The organism is Sutcliffiella halmapala (assembly GCF_050107295.1).
GTDB lineage: Bacteria > Bacillota > Bacilli > Bacillales > Bacillaceae_I > Sutcliffiella_A > Sutcliffiella_A halmapala_A.
The window spans coordinates 18,126-42,043 of sequence record NZ_JBNIKR010000007.1 but is presented as its reverse complement, the minus strand read 5'-3'; the positions used below and the strand labels follow the sequence as shown (position 1 = coordinate 42,043).

Below are 23,918 nucleotides of genomic sequence, written 5' to 3'. Positions count from 1 at the left end.
TAAATAAATATTAAAAAGTTGCCCCTTGGACAGGTTGAATACACGTTGTGCTTCAATCAGAACCTATCCGTAGAGGCTTTTTTCCTCACGGTGTACACCATCGACCGGGATGATGCTGGCATCGCTTGGACCAGTCATGCTACAGGAAAATTAGGGTCTAAGAATGAAATATCGTATCATTACTTCACCGCTTTATTTTCCTGAAAACACCGGAACCCTAGATACCCTCCTGATAAGGGAATTGTTATTACCGTACTCAATGTTTGTTTGAGTTGTTGTTATTTTAATACCGTCCATACAGGAGGTCAACACCTAAATTCAGATAATTCTAATTTTACAGACTATTTTAAAGCGCTTTCATTTTTGTCCCATCAACAAAGAAAACGTTTACAAAAACCTTGTAAAAAAAATTTACATACCCTCTTTTTCTTACGTATAAACGGAAAAAAGAACGAGATTTCTCGTCCTTTTCTTTTCCTTGGTTATATTATATTAATAAATTAAACAACTGCTTATCCTTATTGATTTCCAGATAGGTAAAGCCTTTCTTTTTCATCCGCTCGATCAGGGAAAAATAATCCTCAGGCTGCCTGAGCTCCACTCCTACCAGAACAGGCCCTTTGTCCCTATTATTCTTTTTTGTGTATTCAAAACGGGTAATATCATCAGTTTCTCCAAGGACATCTTCCATGAATTCACGGAGTGCACCTGCCCTTTGGGGGAAATTGACGATAAAATAGTGCTTTAATCCCTCATAGATCAGTGAGCGTTCCTTCATTTCCTGCATCCGATCTAAGTCATTGTTGCCTCCGCTCACTACGCAGACTACTGATTTCCCTTTGATTTCCTCCTTGTAGAAATCGAGTGCTGCGATTGAAAGGGCTCCGGCCGGTTCTGCAATGATTGCATTTTCATTGTAAAGGTTAAGGATGGTGGTACACACCTTCCCTTCCGGAACAAGGATGATATCATCCACTAAATCTTTTGCCATTTCAAAAGACAGCTGCCCTACCTGTTTTACTGCAGCACCGTCTACAAAGCTGTCAATTTCCTCTAAGGTAACCACTTCATTCATGGAGATGGATTGTTTCATTCCAGGCGCACCCATCGGTTCTACCCCGATGATTTTTGTGTGGGGGGCTACACTTTTCAGATAAGATCCCACTCCGGATACCAGGCCGCCACCCCCGATCCCCATAAACACATGGGAACATTCCTCGTCAAGCTGCTCCAATACTTCCAGACCAACCGTTCCCTGGCCGGTGATGGTGAGAGGATCATCAAATGGATGCACAAATTTCATGCCTTCCTGTTCACAGACCTCCCAGGCTTTTTGATAAGAGTCATCATAGGTGTCCCCTGTCAGGACAACTTCCGTAAAATCACCGCCAAAAAATTCAACCCGGGAAACCTTTTGCCGTGGTGTGGTTGTCGGCATATAGATCTTCCCCTTGATGCCAAGCTTTTTGCAGGCATAGGCAACTCCTTGGGCATGATTTCCCGCGCTCGCACATACGACCCCTCTATTCCTTTGTTCATCAGTGAGGCTTTGAACCAGATAATAGGCCCCCCTGATTTTAAAAGAACGCACTACCTGAAGATCTTCTCTTTTCAAATAAACCTTGCAATGATAACGCTCCGATAAAATCGGATCCAACTGCAAAGGTGTCCGTACCACAACATCCTTCAACACCTGCCTGGCATGTTCGATATCTTCTACCCGTACCCCGTTATGTAGAACTTTCATTACTCACCCGCTCCTTTCAAGCTGAACAGAAAGAATATTGTGAATTATTGTACAACAGCTAGATGGGGATGTCACTACCCGAATTTTTAGAATCAATAGTTTGGTAAGGCTAAAAAAACTGAGCATCCACTCTGACAAGTCGGAACAAGTTTTGGTACAATAACACTTATTAAAAAAAGAGGGGTATCATATGCTAAATAGTGGGCTTGTATTGGAAGGCGGCGGAATGAGAGGCGTATATACTGCAGGCGTTCTGGAATACTTCATGGAAAAGGATCTTTATTTTCCTTATGTGATAGGGGTTTCCGCTGGCGCTTGCATGGCTGCCTCCTACCTGTCGAGGCAAAAAGGCAGAAACAGACAGGTGAATATCGATTTCGTGAAGGACCCGCGTTACCTCTCATATCGCAACTATTGGAAGAAGAAACAGCTATTTGATATGGATTTCGTTTTTGATGAAATTCCTAACAGACTTGTGCCGTATGATTATGAGACGTTCCTCAAAAGAACCGAGCAATTTGTCGTCGTTACAACTGATTGTATGACGGGCGAACCCATTTATTATCATATGGATGAGCATGGGGAAAGCATGCTTCAATTGATACGGGCTTCCAGTTCACTACCCTTTGTCGCACCGGTTGTTTCCTATCAGGATCGATTTTTATTGGATGGCGGAATCATCGATCCGATCCCTATTAAAAAAGCACAGCAGGACGGGTTCCAAAAAAATGTTGTCATATTGACGAAGCCTGTTGGATATAAGAAGAAAGCAAGCCGCTTTTCTTCTCTCTTCAAGTACAAGCAATATCCTATCATTTCTGAAAAGCTGCAAACTCGTTATCAACAGTATAATGATACACTCAACTATATTGAAAAAGAGAAAGAACAAGGAACCACCTTCCTATTCCAACCAAGCAAGCCGCTTCCGGTCAGTCGGATTGAAAAGAATCAACAAAGGCTTATAGATTTATATGAACTAGGTTGGCAGGATGCAAAAAATAACTATGAGAAGCTTCTTGCTTTTTTAGAAAAACAATAGAAACTTGGTGATCGTTATGGGGCTGGATTCGGCCAACACACAGGCAGGTGAGCAGCCTGTACTTCAAGAAACTAAAGTGATTCTCTTCTGGAGCATTACCGTTTGGCTGGTGGTCATGAATACGACGATGTTCAACGTTGCCCTCCCTAGTGTTCTGAGGGAGCTGTCTCTTTCCTCTTCCACCGCATCTTGGATTGTGTCAGGATATTCGATTGTCTTTGCGATCGCGACACTGACATACAGCCGCTTGTCGGACTTTCTTCCTATTCGTCGGCTATTGACCATCGGTTTAAGCTTATTGGCCATTTCCTCCATTATTGGATTTTTATCAAAAGATTTTTATATGCTATTGGGGGCAAGGCTCCTTCAGGCTGCCGGAGCTGGAGCGGTACCTGGTCTGGCGATGGTGCTTGCAGGAAGATACATACCGATCTCCCGCAGAGGTAAAGCGATGGCTTTCATCTCATCTGCAGCAAGTTTGGGTTTTGGACTTGGTCCTGTTATCGGAGGCATGATCACCCAGTATTTAGGGTGGCATTACCTTTTCATGGTTACAGGCTTCGTCTTGCTTTTGCTCCCTATTTTCAGGCGTCTACTGCCTTTTGAAGAGGTGCAGAAAGGGAAATTTGATGTTATAGGCAGCATCTTGATCGGACTTGGTGTGACAGGGCTTCTCCTTTATCTATCGAGCTTCTCATTTCCAGTATTACTCGTTAGCCTGGTTATTCTTGGCTGGCTCTGGTGGCATATCCATCGGATTCCAATGCCCTTCATCCAACCTGCATTATTAAAGGACAGACAATTTACAAAGCTTCTCTTTATAGGCTTTGGTGCATTTGTCACCCATTTTTCATCACTCTTCCTGATGCCGATCATGCTTTCTGTGATTTTTGAAAAGGAGCCGGCCGCCATCGGATTGTTAATATTTCCAGGTGCTATTCTATCGGCTATTGCAGCTCAATTCATAGGTAGATTGATCGATCGTTTCGGAAATATGCCCTTGATCTTATTTGGAGAAAGCTTTCTTATTGTGTCAACATTGGCCTTTGCATTTTTCGGGGTACTCTCGCCCTATGCCATTTTATTTACTTATATGTTCATGAGTACAGGGTTTTCAGCATTAACCTCGAGCATTTCCAATGAAATCTCCAGGATTCTCGATAAAAAGCAACTTGGTGCAGGAATGGGAATTGCACAACTTGTCCAATTTTTTGGAGGAGCGTTCGGGGTGGCTTTAACCGGGCTTCTTCTTGTGTGGCAATCGGGGATATCTGTTGAGGCTGCCTACCGAAATATCTTTATTGGACTGACTGCACTATTATCTTTGACACTTGCTGTTTTTCTGCATTATAGGAAAAACAAACGCCTTTGATGAACAAGACAATTTACGTGAAAGGCCATTAGCCTGCTGCTAATGGTCTTTTCATTGTGGTTTATGTTTAAAAAGACCATTAGCACGCTTCTATTGGCCTTTTCATTGGTGTTCTTGTTCAAAAAAGCCATTAGCACGCCTATATCATCTATTTCCATTTTTCATATATTGGATGGTCTCTTTCAGCCCTTCTTCGTATGAAGTGCGGGGGAGGGGTCCTATTTCGTTCTCATATTTCGATCCAGAAAGTATTGTTTCCTCATTTGCAATGTACTGCATCTCCAGTCCCTCCCTCATGTCCTTTCCGGCAAACAGGCTGAAAAAGGCAAACTTCGGTTTTGAAATGGAGTAGAGGGACTTTTTCTCTCCCAGTTCATTTTTTATCAATAGCTCCAGTTCATTACCTGTAATGGTCCTGTTAGCAGGAATATTCCAGTTCTGTCCGTAAGCATTCGGGTGAAGCGCCAAAGTGACCATTGCTTTGGCTCCATCAGTTGTGAGGAGGAATTCTCTTGCAATAGTTTTCGGACCTACATATCCCGCTTTATTTTTTGATACTATTTGGTCCAGCGTATAATGCATATAGGTATTGGTTGCATTGGGACCATAGAAATCTGGAAAATGTGCAATGAAAGCAGGTAAGTCTGAATTGAAAATCAATTGTTCCATTTCCAAACGGATTTTCCCTTTTTTCGTATGAGGTCTTTTCTCTGTTCCCTCTGTTAATAATTTTGCATTGCTTTTTCCATATGCATAGATGTTATCGACAACCGCAAGTTTTGCTCCAGTCAAATCGGCAGCTTTTAGAATATTCTTTACGATTGGAAGTAACTTTTCTTTCCATTGTGAGTAAGGGATATTCAGTGCATGAAAGATGACGTCACATCCTTGGGCCGCTTCTATTAGCTGTTGCGTATTCCCGGCATCCCCTGCCTGAATCGTCACTAATTCTTCTTCTCCAAATAATTCCCCCAGTTTCCCTCCACCTCTTGCAAAGGCTACAGCCTCAATACCTCGGCTTACTAACTCCTTTACGATGGCATACCCCATTCCACCTGATGCACCAATTACTAACGCTTTATTCATAATCAAATCCCTCCCCTTTAATTAACCGCCGGTCAAATACCAATAAAAAATTTTACCCCAAGGATTTCAGGATAAAATCTACATGCCCTTTTGCTAACAACTCCACATCCTCGAAGCTTTCCTCACATCTGCAATAATGACTGACAAAGCCATGTAAGGATAGAAAAACGGACCAGGTTTTTTGAATGGATATCCTATGATTACTCAATGTGACAAGCGAATATGCAAATTTCTCATAGGATTTATTCGGACCAGTATTGATATAGTTGCGAACATCCTCGTCCCCCACCATAAACATCATTTCATAATGGCTTTTGTTCTCAAGACCAAATTGAATGAACTTCAACAGTACTTCACGAATTTTCTCTTCGTCCGTCAGATCAGTTGCTAAAACCTCATCAAGCCACTGATCCAGCCATTTAAAGTCATTTTCGATCATTGCATAAAACAGTTCCGCTTTATTCTTGAAATGATAGTACAGGGCTCCATGGCTATAACCGAGTGATGCAGCTATCTGCCTCATGGAGACATGCTGGTAGCCTTTCTTTGTGAAAAGTTCCCGTGCAGCTATCATAATTTTCTCCTGGTTAAGCTCTTGTGCGACAGATTTTCTTGGTGACATAAAAGCCCCTCCAATTAATTGACCACTGTTTAATTAAAATATAGAGGATATAGAAAATAATGTAAACACATATTTACGCATGATAAAGAGGGCTTAGTAATGACCAGCCCTCCCTACTTCTTATACAAGCTCCATTGTCTCTGATAGCTTTGTTTGAATCAGTATTTCCAATTCCTTAAGGCGGTGAAGATTATAGGAGGATTCCTTCATCAGGTATAAATCCACATACGCTGGATGGCACATTACCTCCACTGTTGTATCTGGTCCCACCCTTTTAGGCAGCCCCTGAAAATAATCCTCTCTGACTCCATCTCCGTAAAAATCCAGCAAACAAATGTCAGTAAAGGCTTGCACCCCTCTTAAATGTTCATGGCCATTAGCTCGGACAGGAAGACCGTAAGTGAGGGATAGCTGTTGGACAACCGGCAACAGCTCTTCCCACGAATGGAGGTGATGATGGCTGTCCAGATGAGTAGGCGTTAGACCTGTCTGCAGGAACTTTTCAATCTGCGCGGTCCATTCCTTTTCCACTTCCTCCATGTCGAGCAGACCCTTGTTTTGCATAGCATGTGATAACGAATGGAAAGTGCCTTCCTTCCCAACCAATGATGGGACGTTATCGGATAGTGGTTTTCCGCAAGTCAGGACCAGATGAATGCCAACCTTCAGGGAAGGGGTCTGTTTTGCCAGGACTATTGCATGCTCTGTTCCTTGGGTATTCATCATCATTGTAGTGGAGTTTACAATGCCGTATAGGTGGGAATCCATTATTCCGAAGTTAACCCCGCGACACAATCCAAAATCGTCCGCATTGACTATAAGTCGAATCAATTCCACCTCCCCCTTTTATTTTTAACTTGATAGTATGGTATTTTCCTTGTTAAAGAAATTCGGCAGATAATCTTTATGCGCTTCCAGCATTTCATCCAAAATCTTTTTTGCAACTTTGTCTGAGGCAACTAAAGGATTAATCGTTAAAGCCAAGAGCGCAGTTTCATAGTTTCCTGTGATGGCAGCCTCGATTGTAACCCTTTCAAAAGATTTAATTGATTGGATCAGTCCTTGGACAGGTACTGGCATCTCCCCTACAGCAATAGGCTTTGGTCCGTCCTTAGTAATGATACAGCTGATTTCCACTGCTGAGTTGTCAGGAATCCCTTTTATTGCCCCATTGTTCTTTGTGTTAACCGGCTGAATATCCTTTTTATCAGTATAGATGGAAAGGATCAGCCTGCATGCAGCATCACTGTAATACGCTCCCCCTCGCTGTTCAAGCTGTAAGGGCTTTTCGGTCAGGGTGGGATTTTTATAGAGATCAAACAGGGAATCCTCCAGTTTTTTCACCACTTCGGCACGGGTGCCGCTTACTTGGGATGCCTCGATTTCTTTCTCCACCATATCGCTGGTTTTATAATAGTATGCGTGATACGGGCATGGGAATAGATTGAGTGCTTTAAGGAATTCCGGCTCCCAACCCATTGCATGTATATTCTTCATTGTCACAAATTTGTCCGGATCCGAAAGCAGCGATATTAACTTTTCCTTCACACTTAATCCATCTACAAATACGTCCAGTCCATAAACCAGATGATTTAGTCCAGCAAAATCTATTCTTACCCTGGAGTGCTCCACATCGAGTAACTGAGCAGCTCCCATTTCCATCCCGATCGGCACATTGCACAACCCTACCACTTTCTTGATGTTTGTATTCCGGATCACCGCTTCGGTTATCATTCCTGCAGGATTGGTAAAATTGATGAGCCAAGCATCCGGGCAGAGCTCCTCCATTTCCTTGCAGATTTCGAGAATTACAGGAATGGTGCGCAAGGCTTTAAAAAAACCACCCGGACCGTTTGTTTCCTGACCTAGAACCCCGTACTTCAATGGTATCCGCTCATCCTTTGCTCTGGCCTCCAACAAGCCTACCCGAAATTGGGTGGTCACAAAATCTGCGTCTTTCAGTGCTTTTCTGCGATCTAATGTCAAATGGATATCAATAGGCACCCCCGCCTTTTGAACCATCCGTTTCGCCAGATTTCCGACAATATCCAGCTTCTCCTTACCCTCTTCAATATCCACAAGCCAGATTTCCTTAACCGGCAATTCCTCAAAGCGTTTGATAAATCCTTCTATCAGTTCCGGAGTATAGCTCGAACCCCCGCCAATTGTAACGATTTTCAATCCCTTACTTTTCATTTCAACTATCCTCTCTCATGAAGCCTATCGTACAGATCAATAAACTCCCTTACTAAATCCTTCACCGTCAAAGCGTTCATCAAATGGTCCTGTGCATGGACAAGCAGGATGGGAACATCATAATGGTCCCCACCAGCCTCCGCTTGAATCAGTTCCGTTTGAAAGCGATGTGCTTGGAGAAACTCTTTATCAGCTTCTTCCAAAAGACTCCTGGACCGGTCGACATTTCCCTTTTTCGCCTCCTGGAGGGCTTCCATCGCCATACTTCTGGCATTACCGCTGTAAAGTATCAATTGAAAGGATATATCGTATAGTTTTTCTTTATGCATCTATATGGCTCCCTACATGAACATCGATTTTATTTTGTAGTTTTTTCTCATCAATTCTTGCGTTGAGATACACAAAAGGCAGGTATATGACGATTGAAATCGCCAGGTTGACAAGTGCCAGTACCGCTCCCGAAATATGTCCACCCGTTGCCAAGTAGCCCCCAATACCGGCAGGAGTCACCCATGGGATACTTGCAGTTACGACCGGGTAGACCCATCCAATCTTAATGGCCGTATATGCCACAATTGTCATGATGACCGGAGCTGTAATGAATGGTATCAGCCATAACGGATTTAATACAATCGGCAATCCGAAAAGTAAAGGTTCATTGATCTGAAATACCCCAGGCGGCGTTCCCAAGGCAAGCAGCTGTTTATGCCTTTTCCTCGCTGCCAAAAACATGGCAATAATCAGTCCCAGTGTAGCTCCCGATCCACCGAGGTAGACAAATGCATCAAGGAAAGGGCCTGCGAGGATGGCGTACTTATCCAGATCCGTCACTCCCATAGCATACAGGTCCGTATTCTTTGTCCCGAGTGACGTGAAAAGTGGTGTGGTGATGCCTCCCAGAATATTCGGTCCGTGGAGACCGACCGCCCAAAATACATGTACCAGCAGAACGATTAATATGGCAAAGAAGAGTGAATCGGCTGCGCTAGTCAATGGAGCCACCAATACAGCATTAAGCCAGTCGTTTAACGGCTTGCCATCCGAAAGCATCCTGAATAGTAATCCGAATATTCCGAAACTTAAAATCGTAAGCATCCCTGGTATCAATTTCGCAAATGCACCTGCAACTGCAGGTGGAACCCCTTCCGGTAAGCGGATAATAAAAGCTTTTACCCTCGTTAAGCGAATGAAGACCTCTGTAGCAGCCAATGCGACAATAATACCAGTAAAAAGTGCGGTTGAATTGAAATATCCCCATCCAATGAAACCCCAAGCGCCTTCTGTTTCAGGTACGTTTGCCACTTGCGGAATCAGGAGGAAAAAGCAGGCAGCTGAGATGAGCATTGCTTCAAATCCATCATCTCCATAGGATTTTGCCAGCTTATGCGAGATGCCAAATACAGCGAAAATCGTCATAAACGCAAAGGTTCCCCACCATATGTCGCCACCCAATGTCGTCCATGTAGGACCGAAAATACTCTCCATCATTTTTCCATAAGGTTTGATAATAGATCCCAGATTATTCAATAGAACTGCAAAGGAACCGATCATTGTAATAGCGATCATACCTATCAATGCGTCCCTGACAGCCAATAGATGGCGATTGTTACCAAACTTTACTGCGGTTGGCATAATATATTTTTCTAAAAAATCTCTCACAGCCCTATTCCCCCTTAGCTAATGCAATCGCGCGGTTTAGAACTTCCTCTCCATTGCACAATCCGTAGTGCATGGGATTTATCGCTTCTACAGGAATCCTTCCATTTACCTCATTTTTCAATTGGTTTACCATATATCGAACCTGGGGTCCCAACAGTAGAACATCCGCTTGATTGAGATGATTCTTTACTTCTGTACTTCCGACAGCCCAAATCTTGCATTCAATCCCTTTGGAGATTGCGCTTTTTTCCATTTTGCTAACTAATAGACTCGTAGACATTCCAGCAGAACAACATAGTAGAATATTCATAGATTCTCCCCCATCCAAGTAAGCGGTTACAAATTATTTTTTATGAATCTTTCTTTTAAAATATCATGCTCTTCCCGCTTATGCGATACAATTTTTTATCTCTATGGCATTTCCCCCTCTACTCCTATATTATCTTGCATTTACAGAGGACTCTTAGTTGTTGTACTATAATTGTAATAATAAATATATGCTAAATCAATACAAATATTATTTGTTATAACAAATTATCTTTTAAAATATTTGACAATTTACATGTTTTGTCATTAATCTATCTTTAGGAGGTTGTATGGTCATGTCAAAAGAAGAGAATGCTTTACATATTCAAGTGAAAGAGATGATACTGAAGCTTATCCAATCAGGTGAATATATGCCAGACACCAAATTGCCTACAGAAGCGGAATTTTGTGAAAAATTCGGGGTCAGTAGGACAACAGTGAGAACCTCCCTTCAGCAGCTTGCTTTGGAAGGCTATGTATATAAGCAACAAGGAAGCGGAACATTTGTAGCTGGAAAAAAAGTCAAACAAAAGCTTACTTCAACAGTGGAGAACTTCTCTGAACAAGTAGCAATGCAGGGAAAAAACCCCTCGATAAAAGTTGTAAGTCTGGATGTTATTCAAGCAGATTCTTCCCTCGAGGAAATCTTTGAACTTGAAAAAGGAGATCCAGTTAACAAATTAGTCAGGATCAGGGAAGTAAATGAAGAGCCTCTGCAATACGAAGTTGCATATCTTCCATGGAGAAAGACACCAGGACTTAATGTAGGGGCTTGTGAAAATTCTTTATACAGTCTTTTGCAGAAGGAATATAATGCTCATATTAAGAAAACTGTGGAATACTTGGAGATTGTGAATGCGTCCAAGGAAATGCATGAGATGTTGAATATCCCTGTCGGATCTCCCTGCTTTTCGCTGGAAACGTATGCCTATTTAGAAGATGATAGTGTCATAGAATATTCGAAGACAATTTTCCGGGGAGATATGGCCAATTTTGTCATTGAAAGGAATTATTAGTTATTTGAAAGAAACTTTCAATAAATGGAAAGAGGATGGGACAAAACAAAAAAACTCTTACAAAAAGACAACAATTTAAGTACCAGCTCTAAAAACTAAACGTATATTTGAACAAATTAAAAAATCCGAACTAATTTGTTCTTAAAACTCAAATTAGTTCGGGTTTTTCTTAGACTAAAACACTTTTGTCCCGGCCTCTTTTATCGAAAATCAATATCCTTTATCATATTTCTCCTGCGCTTCTGCAGTCCTTTTTGCATAAGGCAATGCTTCCAAACGATCATAAGGAATCTCTTCTCCTGTATCAACGCAAACACCATAAGAACCTTCTTCGATCCGATCTAAGGCATCATCAATTTCTCCAAGAACCTTTTCATCGATCTGTTCAAGGGTTTGCTCTTGTTCCCGGTCGACACGCTCGGCATTTCCTTCTGCAAGATGATTTCCGATACCGGTGGTGATTTCACCAGTCGATTCCCTCATGGACTCGTCCAGCAAACTGTTTTCCTGTTTTTCTTCTATACTCTTTTTCATTGTGATCAGCGTCTGCTTCAATGTACTAATTTCATTTTTTGATAATGTCATCATAATCTGCTCCCTTCTGTCTATAGGGAACATTCCCCTTTTTCCGTAAATTAAAACGAATCAGGGACTATGATGGAAGTTGTTCCGTTTATACTTCTCTATCATATCTTCCACAAAGAGGGACAACCTTTCATAGCGGGATTGACCCTTTAGGAAAAGCTGAACCTCATATAATGGTAGAATGACAACCTCCCTTTTTTTATCGTAAAGGACATCCTGATCAATAATCTGATCTCCGTATTCATCCAATTTTGTAGTATGGCTGAAAATCGTATCATATTCATACCAATGGAAGCTATTAACCGTATGCTCCTTGACTACTTCCCCAAAATAGGCCCCTATTCTTAATACAAAATTACTGAAATGCTTATCCAGCAATTCCTGTCCCCTTTTTGTGTTTAGGAGATTGTCTATGTATTGGTTCATATAATCCAAACTGTTTAGGCTGAAATCAAGGTTTTCCTTTGTTAAATTCCTTTGATCCCAAGAATCATCGGATACGTCCTGGAACATGAGTTTAGCAAGCCCCCTGTTGTTCACCTTTTGCATTTTTCGGAGGAAAAAGAACATCCGATCACCACTTTCACTCTAATTTAGCTTTTGATAATTTCATCCAATGCTTCATTGATTTTTTCATACTGGAAGGTATACCCTTCCTGCTCCAGCCTCTCTGGTATCACCCATCTGCTCTTTAAGATCAATTCGGTTTCCGTCCTAATGACAACTGCACCTATTTCAAGCAGCCATTCCGGGGAAGGCAGACCGATTCTCCGATTCATTTTTTGCCGTAGCGAAGCCATGAACTCCCGGTTTGAAATGGGATTTGGAGCAGCGCAGTTAAACACTCCGCTAAGATCTTTTCGCTTTTTCAGGAAAAGGATAATTTGATGGACATCCTCGATATGTATCCAGCTGAACATCTGGCTTCCGGGTCCCTGTACTCCGCCCAACCCGAATTTCACCAGGTTCTTGAACGGTATCATGACACCGCCATCTTTCCCTAGCACGATGGCAATCCTTAGCGCTATTTGCCTGGTTTTTGGAAGCTGAAACTGGAATAGGCTCTCTTCCCAGGCCTTCGCTACATCCACCGAGAAACCTGTTCCGATATCCCCGCTTTCCTCCGTCATCGGCCTATCCTCTGCATGACGATAAATGGTTGCTGTGCTGGAATTGATCCATAATTCAGGGGGCTGCAATGCTTCAAGTATGGCTTTTCCAAGTATTTCAGTCGTTTCTGTTCTTGAATCCATGATCACCTTTTTATTATGATCATTGTAGCGGCAATCAACGGACTTTCCAGCAAGATTAATTAGCATTTCCGATCCCTCTATGGCGACTATAATTCCTTTTTTGTCATCCCAGGATATATGCTGCGGCTGTCTGGAGATAATCTTCACTTCATAGCCTTTTTGCAGAAATTCATTCTCCAGATATTTCCCAATAAAGCCTGTTCCTCCTGCTAGTACAACTTTTTTATTCATATAGGTACTGTCCTTTCCACGACAATATTTGTTTGTATATGATTCACTTATGTACATATTCAACTGAGAATAATTTGATGGTGTGCTTCTTCTATATTATCACTTTAAAATATCAATGGAAAATTCCATATATATACAAAAATGGATCAGATATCGATAAAATACACAAATTGACAATCCCCGCAGCACGTACAGCCATACAACAGTGCATCCGTGACCCTCCCCCATTCATCCCCCTGTCACCAACAAAAAAGCGAGCCTCCAAAATCGGAAGCCCGCTACTAAAGTTATAATCCTATTCCACCGCTCCGCTCATTTCCTTTGTCACCATATCCCGAAGCGACCGTTTCAGGAATTTCCCTACAGAGGTTTTCGGAATCTCCTCCATAAAGATTACTTCATCCGGAAGCCACCATTTGGCGAACTGTGGTGCGATGAAGTCCAGGATTTCCTGCTTCTCCACCTTGTCCTTATACGCTTCCTTCAGAACCACACATGCGACTGGCCTTTCCTGCCATTCATCATGGGGAACAGCCACCACGCTTGCTTCAAAGACAGCATCGTGTGCCATTATTGCATTCTCAAGATCAACGGATGAAATCCACTCTCCTCCGCTTTTTATCAGATCTTTCGTTCTATCGACTATTTTCACAACGCCTTCCGGATCGATGGTGACGACATCACCGGTATGGAGCCATCCATCCCTGAAGGCATCCTTGGATCTTTCATCCTTGTAATACTCATCGGCAATCCATGGTCCCCGCAGGCAAAGCTCGCCCATTTCCTTTCCATCCCATTTCACTTCTCCGTCCGGTCCGATTACCTTCATATCCAATCCCGGAACAAGTAACCCCTGCATGGAGCGGATATCAAGCATCTGTTCTTCATCAAGATCGGTCTGATGGCTCTTCAAACGGGAGACCGTCGCCAGGGGAGTCGTCTCCGTCATTCCATATGCATGAAGGAACGGAACGCCGTATTTTGTTTCAAAGGCCTTGATCATTCCTCTTGGAGCGGCGGACCCTCCACATAGAATGGCTCGAAGACTCGAGGTATCGTATGTTCCTTTTTCCAGCTCATTTAAAAGGCCCAGCCAGATTGTCGGTACCCCTGCAGTGAGGGTGATATTCTCCTGCTCAATAAGCTCCGCAAGCAGCTGTGGTGTAAACTGCGGTCCAGGCAGAACCTGTGTCGTCCCAAACCAAGTGGCTGCAAATGGAAGGCCCCATGCATTCGCATGGAACATTGGCACAACCGGCATGCATGTATCATATTCAGATAGACCCGCAGTGTCAGCCAGACCAAGTGCAAAGCTATGGAGTACCAGGGATCGATGGGAATAGACGACACCTTTTGGATTTCCGGTCGTTGCTGAGGTATAGCACATACCTGCAGGGTCATTTTCATCTATGTCTTTTACAAAGGAATAGTTAGGGTCGCCTTCCTCCAATAGATCCTCGTAGGAAAACACAGGATGCAGGCTTGTTGCTGGGAGCTCTTCTTTATCCGTCATAATGATGAACGCTTTTACCGTGTCAAGTTGGTCCTTGACACGTTCCACCAGCGGCAGGAGATCTTCATCCACAAGGAGTACAACATCCTCGGCATGGTTCACAATATAGGAGATATGCTCCGGTGCCAAGCGGATATTGATTGTATGCAGTACAGCCCCCATACCTGGGATCCCGAAATAGGTTTCCAGGTGACGGTGATGGTTCCATGCAAACGTCCCTACTCGATCCCCTCTTTGTACACCTAACTTCTCCAGGGCACTCGAAAGCCTTCTTGTCCGCTCACCTATCTTCCTGTAGGAAAAGCGCTCGACACCTGAGAGAGTGCGGGAAACCACCTCTTTATTCGGAAAAAACTTTTCTGCTCTTTCTAGTAGCGAACTGACAGTCATAGGTACATTCATCATTGTGCATTACCCCTTCCTCATTCACTTTTTATAGATTGCAGTTTTACTCAACCGGCTTTCATTGCCGAACCTCTGAATCAAGCAAACTATTATGCTCTCCGAGACTTGGCGGCTTGCCTTTATCCTTTGCGGAACCATCATGCATACTCACTTCGAGATACCCTTCTTCATTTCTGTACACGATTCCCTTTTCCTGAAAATAAGGAAAGGCTTCCAGTTCCCCAACTTCCAAAACTGGCGCTATACAGCAATCAACCTGTCTACCAAACTCAATCCACTCCTGAAAGGTCTTGCTTTGGAACAGTTTTTTCAGAGCCATAAAAACAGGATTGCTTTCTCTTTGGACCGAGAATTGAGCTGCTTTCCACTCCTGCCTGTCGACGGCATCACAGAAGTTGATCCAGAACTTTTCCTCCAACGCACCGAGTGTGATAAATCTTCCATTCTTCGTTTCATAGATTCCATAGCACAGGATTTCCCCATTAAGTTGAGTGATGCCACTTGACTCCCCTATCGCCTCATGGATAGCCAAGTGATTTCCCATCATGGATGCCATCACATCTGTAATGGAGATGCAATGGTAGCTGCCATTTCCGGTCCTTTCTTTTGATAGAAGTGCAGCAAGAATTCGTTCGCATGAAGCAAAACTGCCAAAATAGTCGGCTATGGTAATGGAGGGATGAATGGGTTTACCGGATTCATCCTTCAACTGTGCCAATACCCCGCTCAAAGCCATATAGTTCAGGTCATGGCTACCTAGACGACTCCATTCGCCCCCGGCTCCATACCCAGTAATGGAACAATAAACGATATTTTTGTTTCTTTTTTTGATAGATTCATAGTCGAGCCCTAATTTATTCATCACACCAGGCCGATAGCTCTCCATCACTACGTCTGAACTATCAATCAGTCCCATTATTAAATCCAGGGAGCCTTCCTTTTTCAGATCCACCGAAATGCTCTTTTTACTTCGATTGTTTGCAAGATAAACAATGCCCGTCCCATCCCTTTTCAATCCGGTGTGACGGGCTGGATCACCATGCACGGACTCGATCTTGATGATTTCCGCTCCGAGCTCCGCCAATCGCTGTGAGGCAAAAGGTCCAGGAAGGTAGTTGGTAAAATCAATCACTCTGATTCCTTTGAGCATCCCCTCAATCATGTGGCCGCTTCTTCTCCCATGTGGATTTCCTCCATCTGCTTTCTCAGGACAAACTTCTGAATTTTTCCGCTAGCATTTCGGGGAAGCGCATCGACAAACATATATTTTCTGGGACGCTTGTATCGGGCGAGCCTAGAGCTGCCCTGACACCATTGATCCAATTCCTCTTCAGTCAGGGAAGGATCTTTTTTCACCACAAACGCCGTGACGGTTTCGCCCCATCTGTCATCAGGCAGACCGACCACCGCAATGTCGAGAATTCCCTTATGTTCATATAGGACATCCTCTACCTCTCGAGGATAGATATTCTCCCCACCGCTGATGATCATGTCATCCACGCGGTCTTTTACCCATAGATAACCTTCCTCATCGAGATAACCGATATCCCCCGAGTGATACCAGCCTTTATACATGGAGTGTTGTGTTGCTTCTTCCCTATTGAAGTAGCCCTTCATCATACAAGGTCCTTTGACAATGATTTCTCCTGCTTCCCTTGCTTGTACCACATCATCAGGGTCTGATGGGCCATTTTCATTCGGCCTTACAATACGGATCTCATGGTTCAAGCACGCCTGGCCGGCAGAGCCTGCCTTTATCAGCTGATCTTTTTCCGATAAAAAGGTGATGGCAGGGCCCATTTCAGTCATCCCGTAAGCTTGTACAAGTGAAATGCCAAGTCGCTCGTGGCAGGCGCGTACAAGGGCAGGCGCCATTGGTGCTGCCCCGTATAACCCAAGCTTCAGGCTCTTCAAATTATAGTTGTTCAGGTTTTCCTGAAGGAGCATGTTCCACATGGTCGGTGCAGCAAAGAACTTGGTCACCTTTTCCTCCTGGATCAGCTGCAGCACTTTTTTCGGCTCAAAATGATGAAGAATGACATTGCTTGCCCCCACATGTATTCTTGGTATCACCGCACAATGCAGCTCCGCACAATGAAACATCGGTGCTGTCACGAGACCAACATCAAAAGCTTCCAGTCTGGTTGCCGAAATCATAATCAGGCTCTGCTCCGCCATTTCACGATGAAGGTGGATGACACCCTTAGGTCTTCCTGTCGTACCGCTTGTGTACATGATGGCATAGATGTCACTTTCCTGGACGTCCGATTCCACCACTCGATCTGGGGCTGCAGCTACCTTATCCTGATAGCTTGCGGCATAGCTTGCCGGTTCCCCGTCAATTTTCCAGAAGCTGATCTCTCCAAAACGATTGCTAATCTGGGAAACTACATGCTCAAGCGCCTGCTCCATCACCACGATTTTCGGTTGTGCATCCTCAAGAATGTAAGCAATCTCTTCCGCTCCAAGCCTAAAATTGATCGGATTGAAGACAGCGCCGATTTTTGCACAAGCTAGCATGGTTGTAGCCAGTTCTTCCGTGTTAAAAAGAAAAGTGGATACCCTATCCCCTTTTTTCACACCTGCCTGTAAAAACGCATTGGCTAGTTTGTTCACTTCATGATCCCATTCTTTATAGGTTAGACGGACATTCTTCCTTACATCGTATAACGCTTCTTTATCCGGAAACTTCTGTACGGCAAGATCAAAGATTTTCGCTATGGTAATAGACATCTTTCTCCTCCTGAACCTTGTAGTTTACGTTAACCGTTCAATAATTGTCGCGTTCGCCATCCCATGACCTTCACACATCGTCTGCAGTCCATATTTACCGCCTGTCCGCTCAAGTTCATGCATCATGCTGACCATGATTCTGGCCCCGCTTGCTCCAAGTGGGTGACCTAGTGCAATCGCACCTCCATTCGGATTCAGCTTAGACGGATCTGCCCCTGTCTCCTTTAACCATGCCATTGGTACAGGAGCAAATGCCTCATTCACTTCGAAAATGTCGATATCTTCAAGCGACAGCCCGGACTTTTGCAATACTTTTTTTGTGGCAGGGATTGGTCCTGTCAACATCAAGGTCGGGTCCGAACCTACCACTACTCTTGTATGGACTTTGAAACGGGGCTTCAACCCAAGCTCTAAAGCTTTTTCTTTTGTCATAAGGAGAAGTGCCGCAGCACCGTCACTGATCTGACTTGCATTCCCTGCATGGATCACGCCCTCCTCTTTGAATACAGTCCTCAAGGCCCCAAGTGCTTCGACAGACGTCTCTGCCCTCGGACCGGAATCCTCATTCATAACAGTAGACGTCCCATCAGCCAGAGTCACCTCCAAAGGCATGATTTCTTTATCGAAATAGCCCTCCGTTTGCGCTTTCAACGCCTTCTGATGGCTCTCATAGGAGTACCGGTCCAATTCTTCTCTTGTAAAACCATAGTTCTCGGCAATCCGTTCTGCTGACAATCCCTGGTTGATCATTTCATAACGCTCCGTCAGCTTTTCGCTGAATGGTGTCTTCTGATAGTTGGATCCCATCGGCACACGTGACATATTTTCCACACCGCCCGCGATCACAATATCCATGTCCCCTGCTAAAATCGCCTGGGAGGCAAAATGGACAGCCTGCTGGCTGGATCCGCATTGGCGGTCAAGGGTTGTCCCTGGCACCTCAATCGGAAATCCGGCAATAAGGGCAGCGACCCTTGCAATATCCCCAGCCTGTTCCCCTGATTGTGTCACGCAGCCCAGAATGACATCCTCGACCATTCCTGCGTTAATTCCAGCCCGGTTTACCAGTTCCTTTAAAACTTCACCGGCCAAATCGTCCGGTCTCATATCTTTTAATAGTCCGTTTCTTCTTCCTACCGGGGAGCGTACCCCTTCGACAATGACGACTTCTCTCATGTTGAATAACTTCCCTTCTCTATAAACCCAGATTTTTTGCAATGATAGTTTTCATAATGTCGTTCGTTCCGGCATAAATGCTCGCTACCGGAATATCACGGTATCTTCTTGCAATCTTATATTCTTCCATATAGCCATAGCCGCCATGCAGCTGCATGCACTGTGTTGCGATATTGCGGGCAATCTCCGTCAGCTTCCATTTTGCCATGGAGACTTTCGTGACGACATTCTCACCTGCGATATGCTCCCCGATCAATCTATCCAGAAATGCCCTGCCCATCTCGACGTCAGTCGCCATTTCCGCAATTTTGAATTGGGTGTTCTGAAACTGGCTGACTGGCTTCCCGAATGCCTCTCTGCTTTTTACATAGTCAATCGTTGTCTGCAGCATCTCCTCAGAGGCAACCTGGGCACCAATCGCAACAAGAAGACGCTCTTGTTGCAGCTTTTCCATCAAATATAGAAAGCCTTTTCCTTCTTCACCCAAGAGATTCTCTTTTGGCACTTTGCAATCTTCAAAATACAATTCAGCAGTATCCTGGCAATGCAGTCCCACTTTATCCAGCTTTCTACCCCTGCTGAATCCGGGATGTCCCCTCTCAATGACAAGCAGACTGACACCTTTATGCTTTGGCCTTATCTCTGTATCCGTTTTGCATGCAACGATTACCAAATCGGCATGGATACCGTTTGTGATAAAGGTCTTCGCTCCATTTACGACATAATGATTGCCCTCAAGCCTTGCTGTCGTCTTGATGTTCGCCAGATCAGATCCTGTTCCCGGCTCGGTCATTGCGATTGCGGTAATGGTTTTACCTGTTACGCAAGAGGGCAGCCAGCGATCTCTCTGCTCCTCCGTTCCGAAAGAGGTAAGATACGGAACAACAATGTCATTATGAAGCGCAATCCCGATCAAGCCTGTACCTACCCGTTCCAGCTCTTCATCGATCACAACCGAATATCCCCAGTCTGTTTCACTTCCGCCATACTTCTCATCGATATCGGGACATAGATAGCCCTGTTCCCCCATCTTCTCCCAAAAAGACCTGGGAATGATTCTGTTTTCTTCCCACTCGTCATAGTAGGGATAGGCTTCCTTCTCCAGAAACTTTCTTAAAGACTTCCGAAATTGATGATGTTCTTCGGTCAAGTAAGGATGCTCCAACACTCCCTTTTTCGTTGAAAGCGATTTCATTTTACCACCTCTAAGCCTTCACTTTATTTAGTTGCTGACGCAGTTGATATTTCAGTATTTTCCCGGATGCATTTCGGGGAAGTGCCTCTTCGATAAAAATCCTTCTCGGTACCTTGTAGCCTGCGAGCTTCTGGCGGCAGAACTGCTTCAACTCCTCTTCATCTACCATCTGGTCCTTATGGGGGACAACTACAGCACATACAGCTTCTCCCCATACTTCATCAGGCAATCCGATAATTGCTGCTTCCAAAACCTGTGGGTGCTCATAAAGAACCTCTTCCACTTCAATGGAATAGACATTTTCGCCACCAGAGATGATCATATCCTTTTTGCGGTCCACCAAGGTGATATTACCTTCTTCGTCAACCGTTGCCAAATCTCCTGTATAAAGCCATCCTTCTTTTAGTGTCGCTTTCGTTTCTTCTGGTTTTCTATAATATTCTTTCATGATGGATTCTCCCCGAAGGACAAATTCACCGACCGCGCCAGGTGCAATATCTCTTCCTGCTTCATCGACCACTCTCGCTTCTGTCAGGAAAGAAGGCTTGCCGTTTTTCCCTAGGTGGTTTTTATGGCCATTAGGATCGAGCAGTATTCCATTAGGTCCCGCTTCTGTCAGACCGCAAAGATTGTAAAATTGATCATTCTTGAAAAGGTTCATGCTCTTTTTTACAAGTTCCGGCGCCATTGGTGCAGCACCATATCCACAGCGTTTAATGGATGAAAGATCGTATTCAGCCGCATTCGGTACCTGCAGGAGGAAGTTGAACATGGCAGGTACTCCGAAAAAGTGGGTGATCCTATGCTCCTGTATCGCTTGGAGGGTATGCACCGGATGGAAGTCCCTGTGAATATAATGGGTTGCGCCAAGGACCACTCCTGATACAAGAAAAAGGTTCAACTGTGCCGAATGGAAAAGCGGTGCAATATGTAGAAAACGCTCTTGTTGATTGATCCCCATACTGATCATCATGGATAAGCCTACATTGAATATACGGCGATGATCGAATAATGCGCCTTTAGGGCGGCCTGTCGTTCCTGAAGTATAGAGGATTTCCAGATCGTCCGTTTCCATGACTGAGATATCCGGATCCTGTTCGTTTTCAGAGAGGATTTCATGGTAGGAGCGGTGCCCAGGGAGTTTTGGTGTTCCCACGACCACCACCTTTTGCACAGAGGAACCTTCCATCGCCCTTTGAATAACCTCTTCAAATTCGCTGTCGCAAATAACCGCCTTCGCCTCCGACTGCTCCAGGATATAACTTATTTCTGAAGCGGTTAATCGAAAATTCATGGGTACGATAACTGCTCCTATTTTGGCCCCTGCAAAATAAGAGAACACAAAATGGTCGGAGTTTTTCATCATGAAAGCAATTTTGTCACCTTTGGACAGGCCGTTATCAAGTAATCCATTTGCGAGTCTGTTAACTTCCCGATTAAACTGCTCGTACGTATAAGACCTGTCCTCACAGCTTATTGCTAGTTTTTCAGGCACTTTTCTGGCATTTTGCGCTAAATACATTCCAATGTTCATCTTTCATCCTCCTTTAATGGGTGTTAACAGTTATTATGCAAGAATTGTGCCAATATTCAAAACGCTGGTTAATCACCCTTATTTTCAAATAAACAAAAAAAGTGTCCGCAAAATGGACACTTCTGACATGATTCCGAAGTTGATCGGACTACTCGTTTCTTCATCTTAACAAATGATACTTTTTAATTTTCTCATAAAGCCCAGACCTGCTTATCCCCAAAATACGAGCAGCTTTCGCTTTGTTTCCGTTTGTCTTTTCGAGTGCATTTTCGATGGCTTTCCTTTCTGCGCTCTCAGCCATTTTCACTTCCGGCAAATAGGAAGCTACGTGTTTCTCACGGAGCTTTCCAACCATGTATTCCGGAAGATCCTCAAGCTGGATTTTGCCATGCTCTGCAAATGTCATCGCCCTTTCCATGACGTTTCGAAGTTCACGGACATTCCCAGGCCATTGATAGGTTTCCAGGACATCTCTTGCATGAGTATCCATCCCTGTGATGGACGTATTTAAAGCGGCATTCAGTTCTGTCATCATTTTCCCGATCAACAATGGAATATCCCCTACCCTCTCCCGGAGCGGTGGAATATGAAACGAAATCACATTTAAACGGTAGTATAGATCCTCACGAAATGTTCCCTCTTTCACCATCTCCTCCAGGTTCCGATTGGTAGCGGCAATAATCCGGACGTCAACCTGAATCCGCTTGGTCCCTCCAACCCGGTAAAATTCCCTTTCCTGGAGTACACGCAATAGTTTTGCCTGGAGATTTAAAGACATGTCCCCTATTTCATCCAGGAAAAGTGCACCGCCATTTGCAAGATCGAATTTCCCGATTTTCCCCTTATTCCTCGCACCAGTAAAAGCCCCGTCTTCATAACCAAAAAACTCCGATTCCAACAGATCCTCCGGTATTGCTGCGCAGTTCACCACTACAAACTTCCCTTCTTTACGGGCTGAACTGTTATGGACTGCATGGGCGAACAATTCTTTTCCTGTTCCGCTTTCCCCGCGGATCAGAACGGTAGACCGGCCTTTAGCGGCTTTTATTGCACTTTTCTTCAGTTTTTCCATATAGGGGGCCTTGCTGAGAATATGGTCCCAGGTAAATTTTGCAGACTCAGACTTTTGGTATTCGGAATGATAATAGTTCGCTTTATTTTCCGCTTTTTGAAGCTTTTTGAAGAGCTCACTTACTTCATTCAACTGCCGGTACATGATTTTCCCTATTGCACCAACCACCTTGCCATCCTGCAGAATCGGGATGCGGTGAACAATGTATTTTATTCCGTTAATTTCTTTGAAATCGCTGACTTCTGCTGCTCCGCTTTCATAAACTTTGGAGAGTTGAAATTGCGGGAATACCTTATCCGCTTTTTTAAACAGGATATCACTCTGCTCTATTTGAAATAGCTCCAATAATGATGGACTTACCATTTGTATGTATTGTTTTTCATCCGTCATCATGATTCCGTCGTAAGCGTGATCAATGGCTGTCTGAAGGGAGAGCTTCAAGCTTTTTACTGATTCAAGCTCTGTAGCAATGCTTTCAATCTCAGACAAATCCTGAAAAAGAATAATATGTCCTATTTTGTTTCGGACATTCTCATAGGATGTCATGGTGAGCACTGCTTTTAATCTTTCCACTTTTATTGGATGAAAAGGAGCCCCACTCTCGAAGGCATGTCCTGCTTCGGGAAAAACAGATAATAGACCAGTAGATTGTAGCTCTGATGCTTTTCTCCCGGTCATCATGCAAGCACGGTCGTTTACATAGATGATCTGTTTGTTCTCATCTGTCATCACTACCCCGATAGTTGAATGTGCCAGTACCGTGTCAAGCTGATCTTTTAATGTCGTTGTCGCTTTCAAGAGGCTCAAAACCATATCCGTTTTTGTAAAAAGTCCGACTACCCTCCCTGCTTCATCGACGACCACCCCAGTCCCAACTGCGCTTGTCCGGACGATACTTTCCACTTCGGAATAGGAGGAGGTGATGGAAAGTGTCGATACGTCTTCCTTTATGTAGTCCCTTATAGGTGTCTCCAGGTCCATTTGTTCCAAAATCATTCTATATAAGCTCGATCGGGTGAAGACACCTGCCAGTCTATGATCCTGATTGGTGACAGGCAGTAGATTCCACTTGTTTTCTCTCATTATTTCCAGTGCTTGTTTCAAGGAGGTCTCTGCCGTTATTCTATACCCTACCGGTGTTATCATATCTTTTAATGGAATCATCCCAATAATCCCCC

The 23,918-nt window shown here is 44.1% G+C and carries 21 protein-coding genes; 3 read left to right on the top strand and 18 right to left on the bottom strand.

Annotated elements, in window-relative coordinates; translation table 11 throughout:
* Positions 1-487: 487 nt before the first annotated feature.
* Positions 488-1,747, bottom strand: coding sequence for a threonine ammonia-lyase IlvA (gene ilvA / locus ACQCT5_RS12755; RefSeq protein ID WP_499642411.1), 1,260 nt, complete (start codon positions 1,745-1,747; stop codon positions 488-490).
* A 190-nt stretch (positions 1,748-1,937) separates the two neighbouring features.
* Here ilvA and ACQCT5_RS12750 point away from each other — a divergent pair, with 190 nt between their 5' ends.
* Both ACQCT5_RS12750 and ACQCT5_RS12745 read left to right on the top strand, forming a co-directional pair.
* Complete coding sequence (locus tag ACQCT5_RS12750) at positions 1,938-2,786, top strand: patatin-like phospholipase family protein (protein ID WP_499642410.1); 849 nt, start codon at positions 1,938-1,940, stop codon at positions 2,784-2,786.
* Between the two features lie 16 nt (positions 2,787-2,802).
* Positions 2,803-4,158: an MFS transporter gene (locus ACQCT5_RS12745; protein WP_499642409.1), complete on the top strand. Its 1,356-nt coding sequence runs from the start codon at positions 2,803-2,805 to the stop codon at positions 4,156-4,158.
* A gap of 144 nt (positions 4,159-4,302) precedes the next feature.
* Here ACQCT5_RS12745 and ACQCT5_RS12740 read toward each other — a convergent pair whose 3' ends face one another.
* The 7 genes from ACQCT5_RS12740 to ACQCT5_RS12710 form a co-directional block, all read right to left on the bottom strand.
* The gene (locus tag ACQCT5_RS12740) at positions 4,303-5,244 is read right to left on the bottom strand and encodes an NAD(P)H-binding protein (RefSeq protein WP_499642408.1); all 942 of its coding nucleotides are present in this window, start codon (positions 5,242-5,244) and stop codon (positions 4,303-4,305) included.
* Between the two features lie 52 nt (positions 5,245-5,296).
* The gene (locus ACQCT5_RS12735; RefSeq protein ID WP_499642407.1) at positions 5,297-5,866 is read right to left on the bottom strand and encodes a TetR/AcrR family transcriptional regulator; all 570 of its coding nucleotides are present in this window, start codon (positions 5,864-5,866) and stop codon (positions 5,297-5,299) included.
* 120 nt (positions 5,867-5,986) lie between these two features.
* Positions 5,987-6,697, bottom strand: coding sequence for a chitin disaccharide deacetylase (chbG, locus tag ACQCT5_RS12730; RefSeq protein ID WP_499642406.1), 711 nt, complete (start codon positions 6,695-6,697; stop codon positions 5,987-5,989).
* Between the two features lie 21 nt (positions 6,698-6,718).
* Complete coding sequence (locus ACQCT5_RS12725) at positions 6,719-8,062, bottom strand: 6-phospho-beta-glucosidase (protein ID WP_499642405.1); 1,344 nt, start codon at positions 8,060-8,062, stop codon at positions 6,719-6,721.
* 5 nt (positions 8,063-8,067) lie between these two features.
* On the bottom strand, positions 8,068-8,391 hold the full coding sequence (locus ACQCT5_RS12720) for a PTS lactose/cellobiose transporter subunit IIA (protein ID WP_499642404.1): 324 nt from the start codon (positions 8,389-8,391) through the stop codon (positions 8,068-8,070).
* On the bottom strand, positions 8,384-9,721 hold the full coding sequence (locus ACQCT5_RS12715) for a PTS sugar transporter subunit IIC (RefSeq protein WP_499642403.1): 1,338 nt from the start codon (positions 9,719-9,721) through the stop codon (positions 8,384-8,386). The genes ACQCT5_RS12720 and ACQCT5_RS12715 overlap by 8 nt, the downstream gene beginning before the upstream one ends.
* 4 nt (positions 9,722-9,725) lie before the next feature.
* Positions 9,726-10,031 (bottom strand): PTS sugar transporter subunit IIB, encoded by a 306-nt coding sequence (locus ACQCT5_RS12710; RefSeq protein ID WP_386636408.1) that lies wholly within the window; start codon positions 10,029-10,031, stop codon positions 9,726-9,728.
* A 292-nt stretch (positions 10,032-10,323) separates the two neighbouring features.
* Between ACQCT5_RS12710 and ACQCT5_RS12705 the strand changes: the two genes are divergently transcribed.
* Complete coding sequence (locus ACQCT5_RS12705; RefSeq protein WP_499642402.1) at positions 10,324-11,043, top strand: GntR family transcriptional regulator; 720 nt, start codon at positions 10,324-10,326, stop codon at positions 11,041-11,043.
* 210 nt (positions 11,044-11,253) lie between these two features.
* Here ACQCT5_RS12705 and ACQCT5_RS12700 read toward each other — a convergent pair whose 3' ends face one another.
* From ACQCT5_RS12700 to ACQCT5_RS12655, 10 genes are all read right to left on the bottom strand, one after another.
* Complete coding sequence (locus ACQCT5_RS12700; RefSeq protein ID WP_499642401.1) at positions 11,254-11,631, bottom strand: TraR/DksA family transcriptional regulator; 378 nt, start codon at positions 11,629-11,631, stop codon at positions 11,254-11,256.
* A gap of 57 nt (positions 11,632-11,688) precedes the next feature.
* Positions 11,689-12,198 carry a hypothetical protein gene (locus tag ACQCT5_RS12695; RefSeq protein WP_499642400.1) on the bottom strand — a complete coding sequence of 170 codons (510 nt, stop codon included), beginning with the start codon at positions 12,196-12,198 and terminating at the stop codon, positions 11,689-11,691.
* A gap of 23 nt (positions 12,199-12,221) precedes the next feature.
* On the bottom strand, positions 12,222-13,112 hold the full coding sequence (locus ACQCT5_RS12690) for a TIGR01777 family oxidoreductase (protein ID WP_499642399.1): 891 nt from the start codon (positions 13,110-13,112) through the stop codon (positions 12,222-12,224).
* A gap of 295 nt (positions 13,113-13,407) precedes the next feature.
* A complete protein-coding gene (locus tag ACQCT5_RS12685; protein ID WP_499642398.1) occupies positions 13,408-15,030 on the bottom strand; it encodes a long-chain fatty acid--CoA ligase in 1,623 nt (540 codons plus the stop codon).
* Positions 15,031-15,088: 58 nt separating this feature from the next.
* Positions 15,089-16,192, bottom strand: coding sequence for a CaiB/BaiF CoA transferase family protein (locus tag ACQCT5_RS12680; protein WP_499642397.1), 1,104 nt, complete (start codon positions 16,190-16,192; stop codon positions 15,089-15,091).
* Entirely contained in the window at positions 16,189-17,763 is a 1,575-nt protein-coding gene (locus ACQCT5_RS12675; protein ID WP_499642396.1) for a fatty acid--CoA ligase, read from the bottom strand. Before ACQCT5_RS12675 ends, ACQCT5_RS12680 begins: the two co-directional genes overlap by 4 nt.
* A 24-nt stretch (positions 17,764-17,787) precedes the next feature.
* On the bottom strand, positions 17,788-18,939 hold the full coding sequence (locus ACQCT5_RS12670) for a thiolase family protein (RefSeq protein WP_499642395.1): 1,152 nt from the start codon (positions 18,937-18,939) through the stop codon (positions 17,788-17,790).
* Positions 18,940-18,958: 19 nt separating this feature from the next.
* A complete protein-coding gene (locus tag ACQCT5_RS12665) occupies positions 18,959-20,134 on the bottom strand; it encodes an acyl-CoA dehydrogenase family protein (RefSeq protein ID WP_499642394.1) in 1,176 nt (391 codons plus the stop codon).
* A 10-nt stretch (positions 20,135-20,144) separates the two neighbouring features.
* Complete coding sequence (locus ACQCT5_RS12660; RefSeq protein ID WP_499642393.1) at positions 20,145-21,668, bottom strand: class I adenylate-forming enzyme family protein; 1,524 nt, start codon at positions 21,666-21,668, stop codon at positions 20,145-20,147.
* A 160-nt stretch (positions 21,669-21,828) separates the two neighbouring features.
* Positions 21,829-23,904: a sigma 54-interacting transcriptional regulator gene (locus ACQCT5_RS12655; RefSeq protein WP_499642392.1), complete on the bottom strand. Its 2,076-nt coding sequence runs from the start codon at positions 23,902-23,904 to the stop codon at positions 21,829-21,831.
* Between the last annotated feature and the right edge of the window lie 14 nt (positions 23,905-23,918).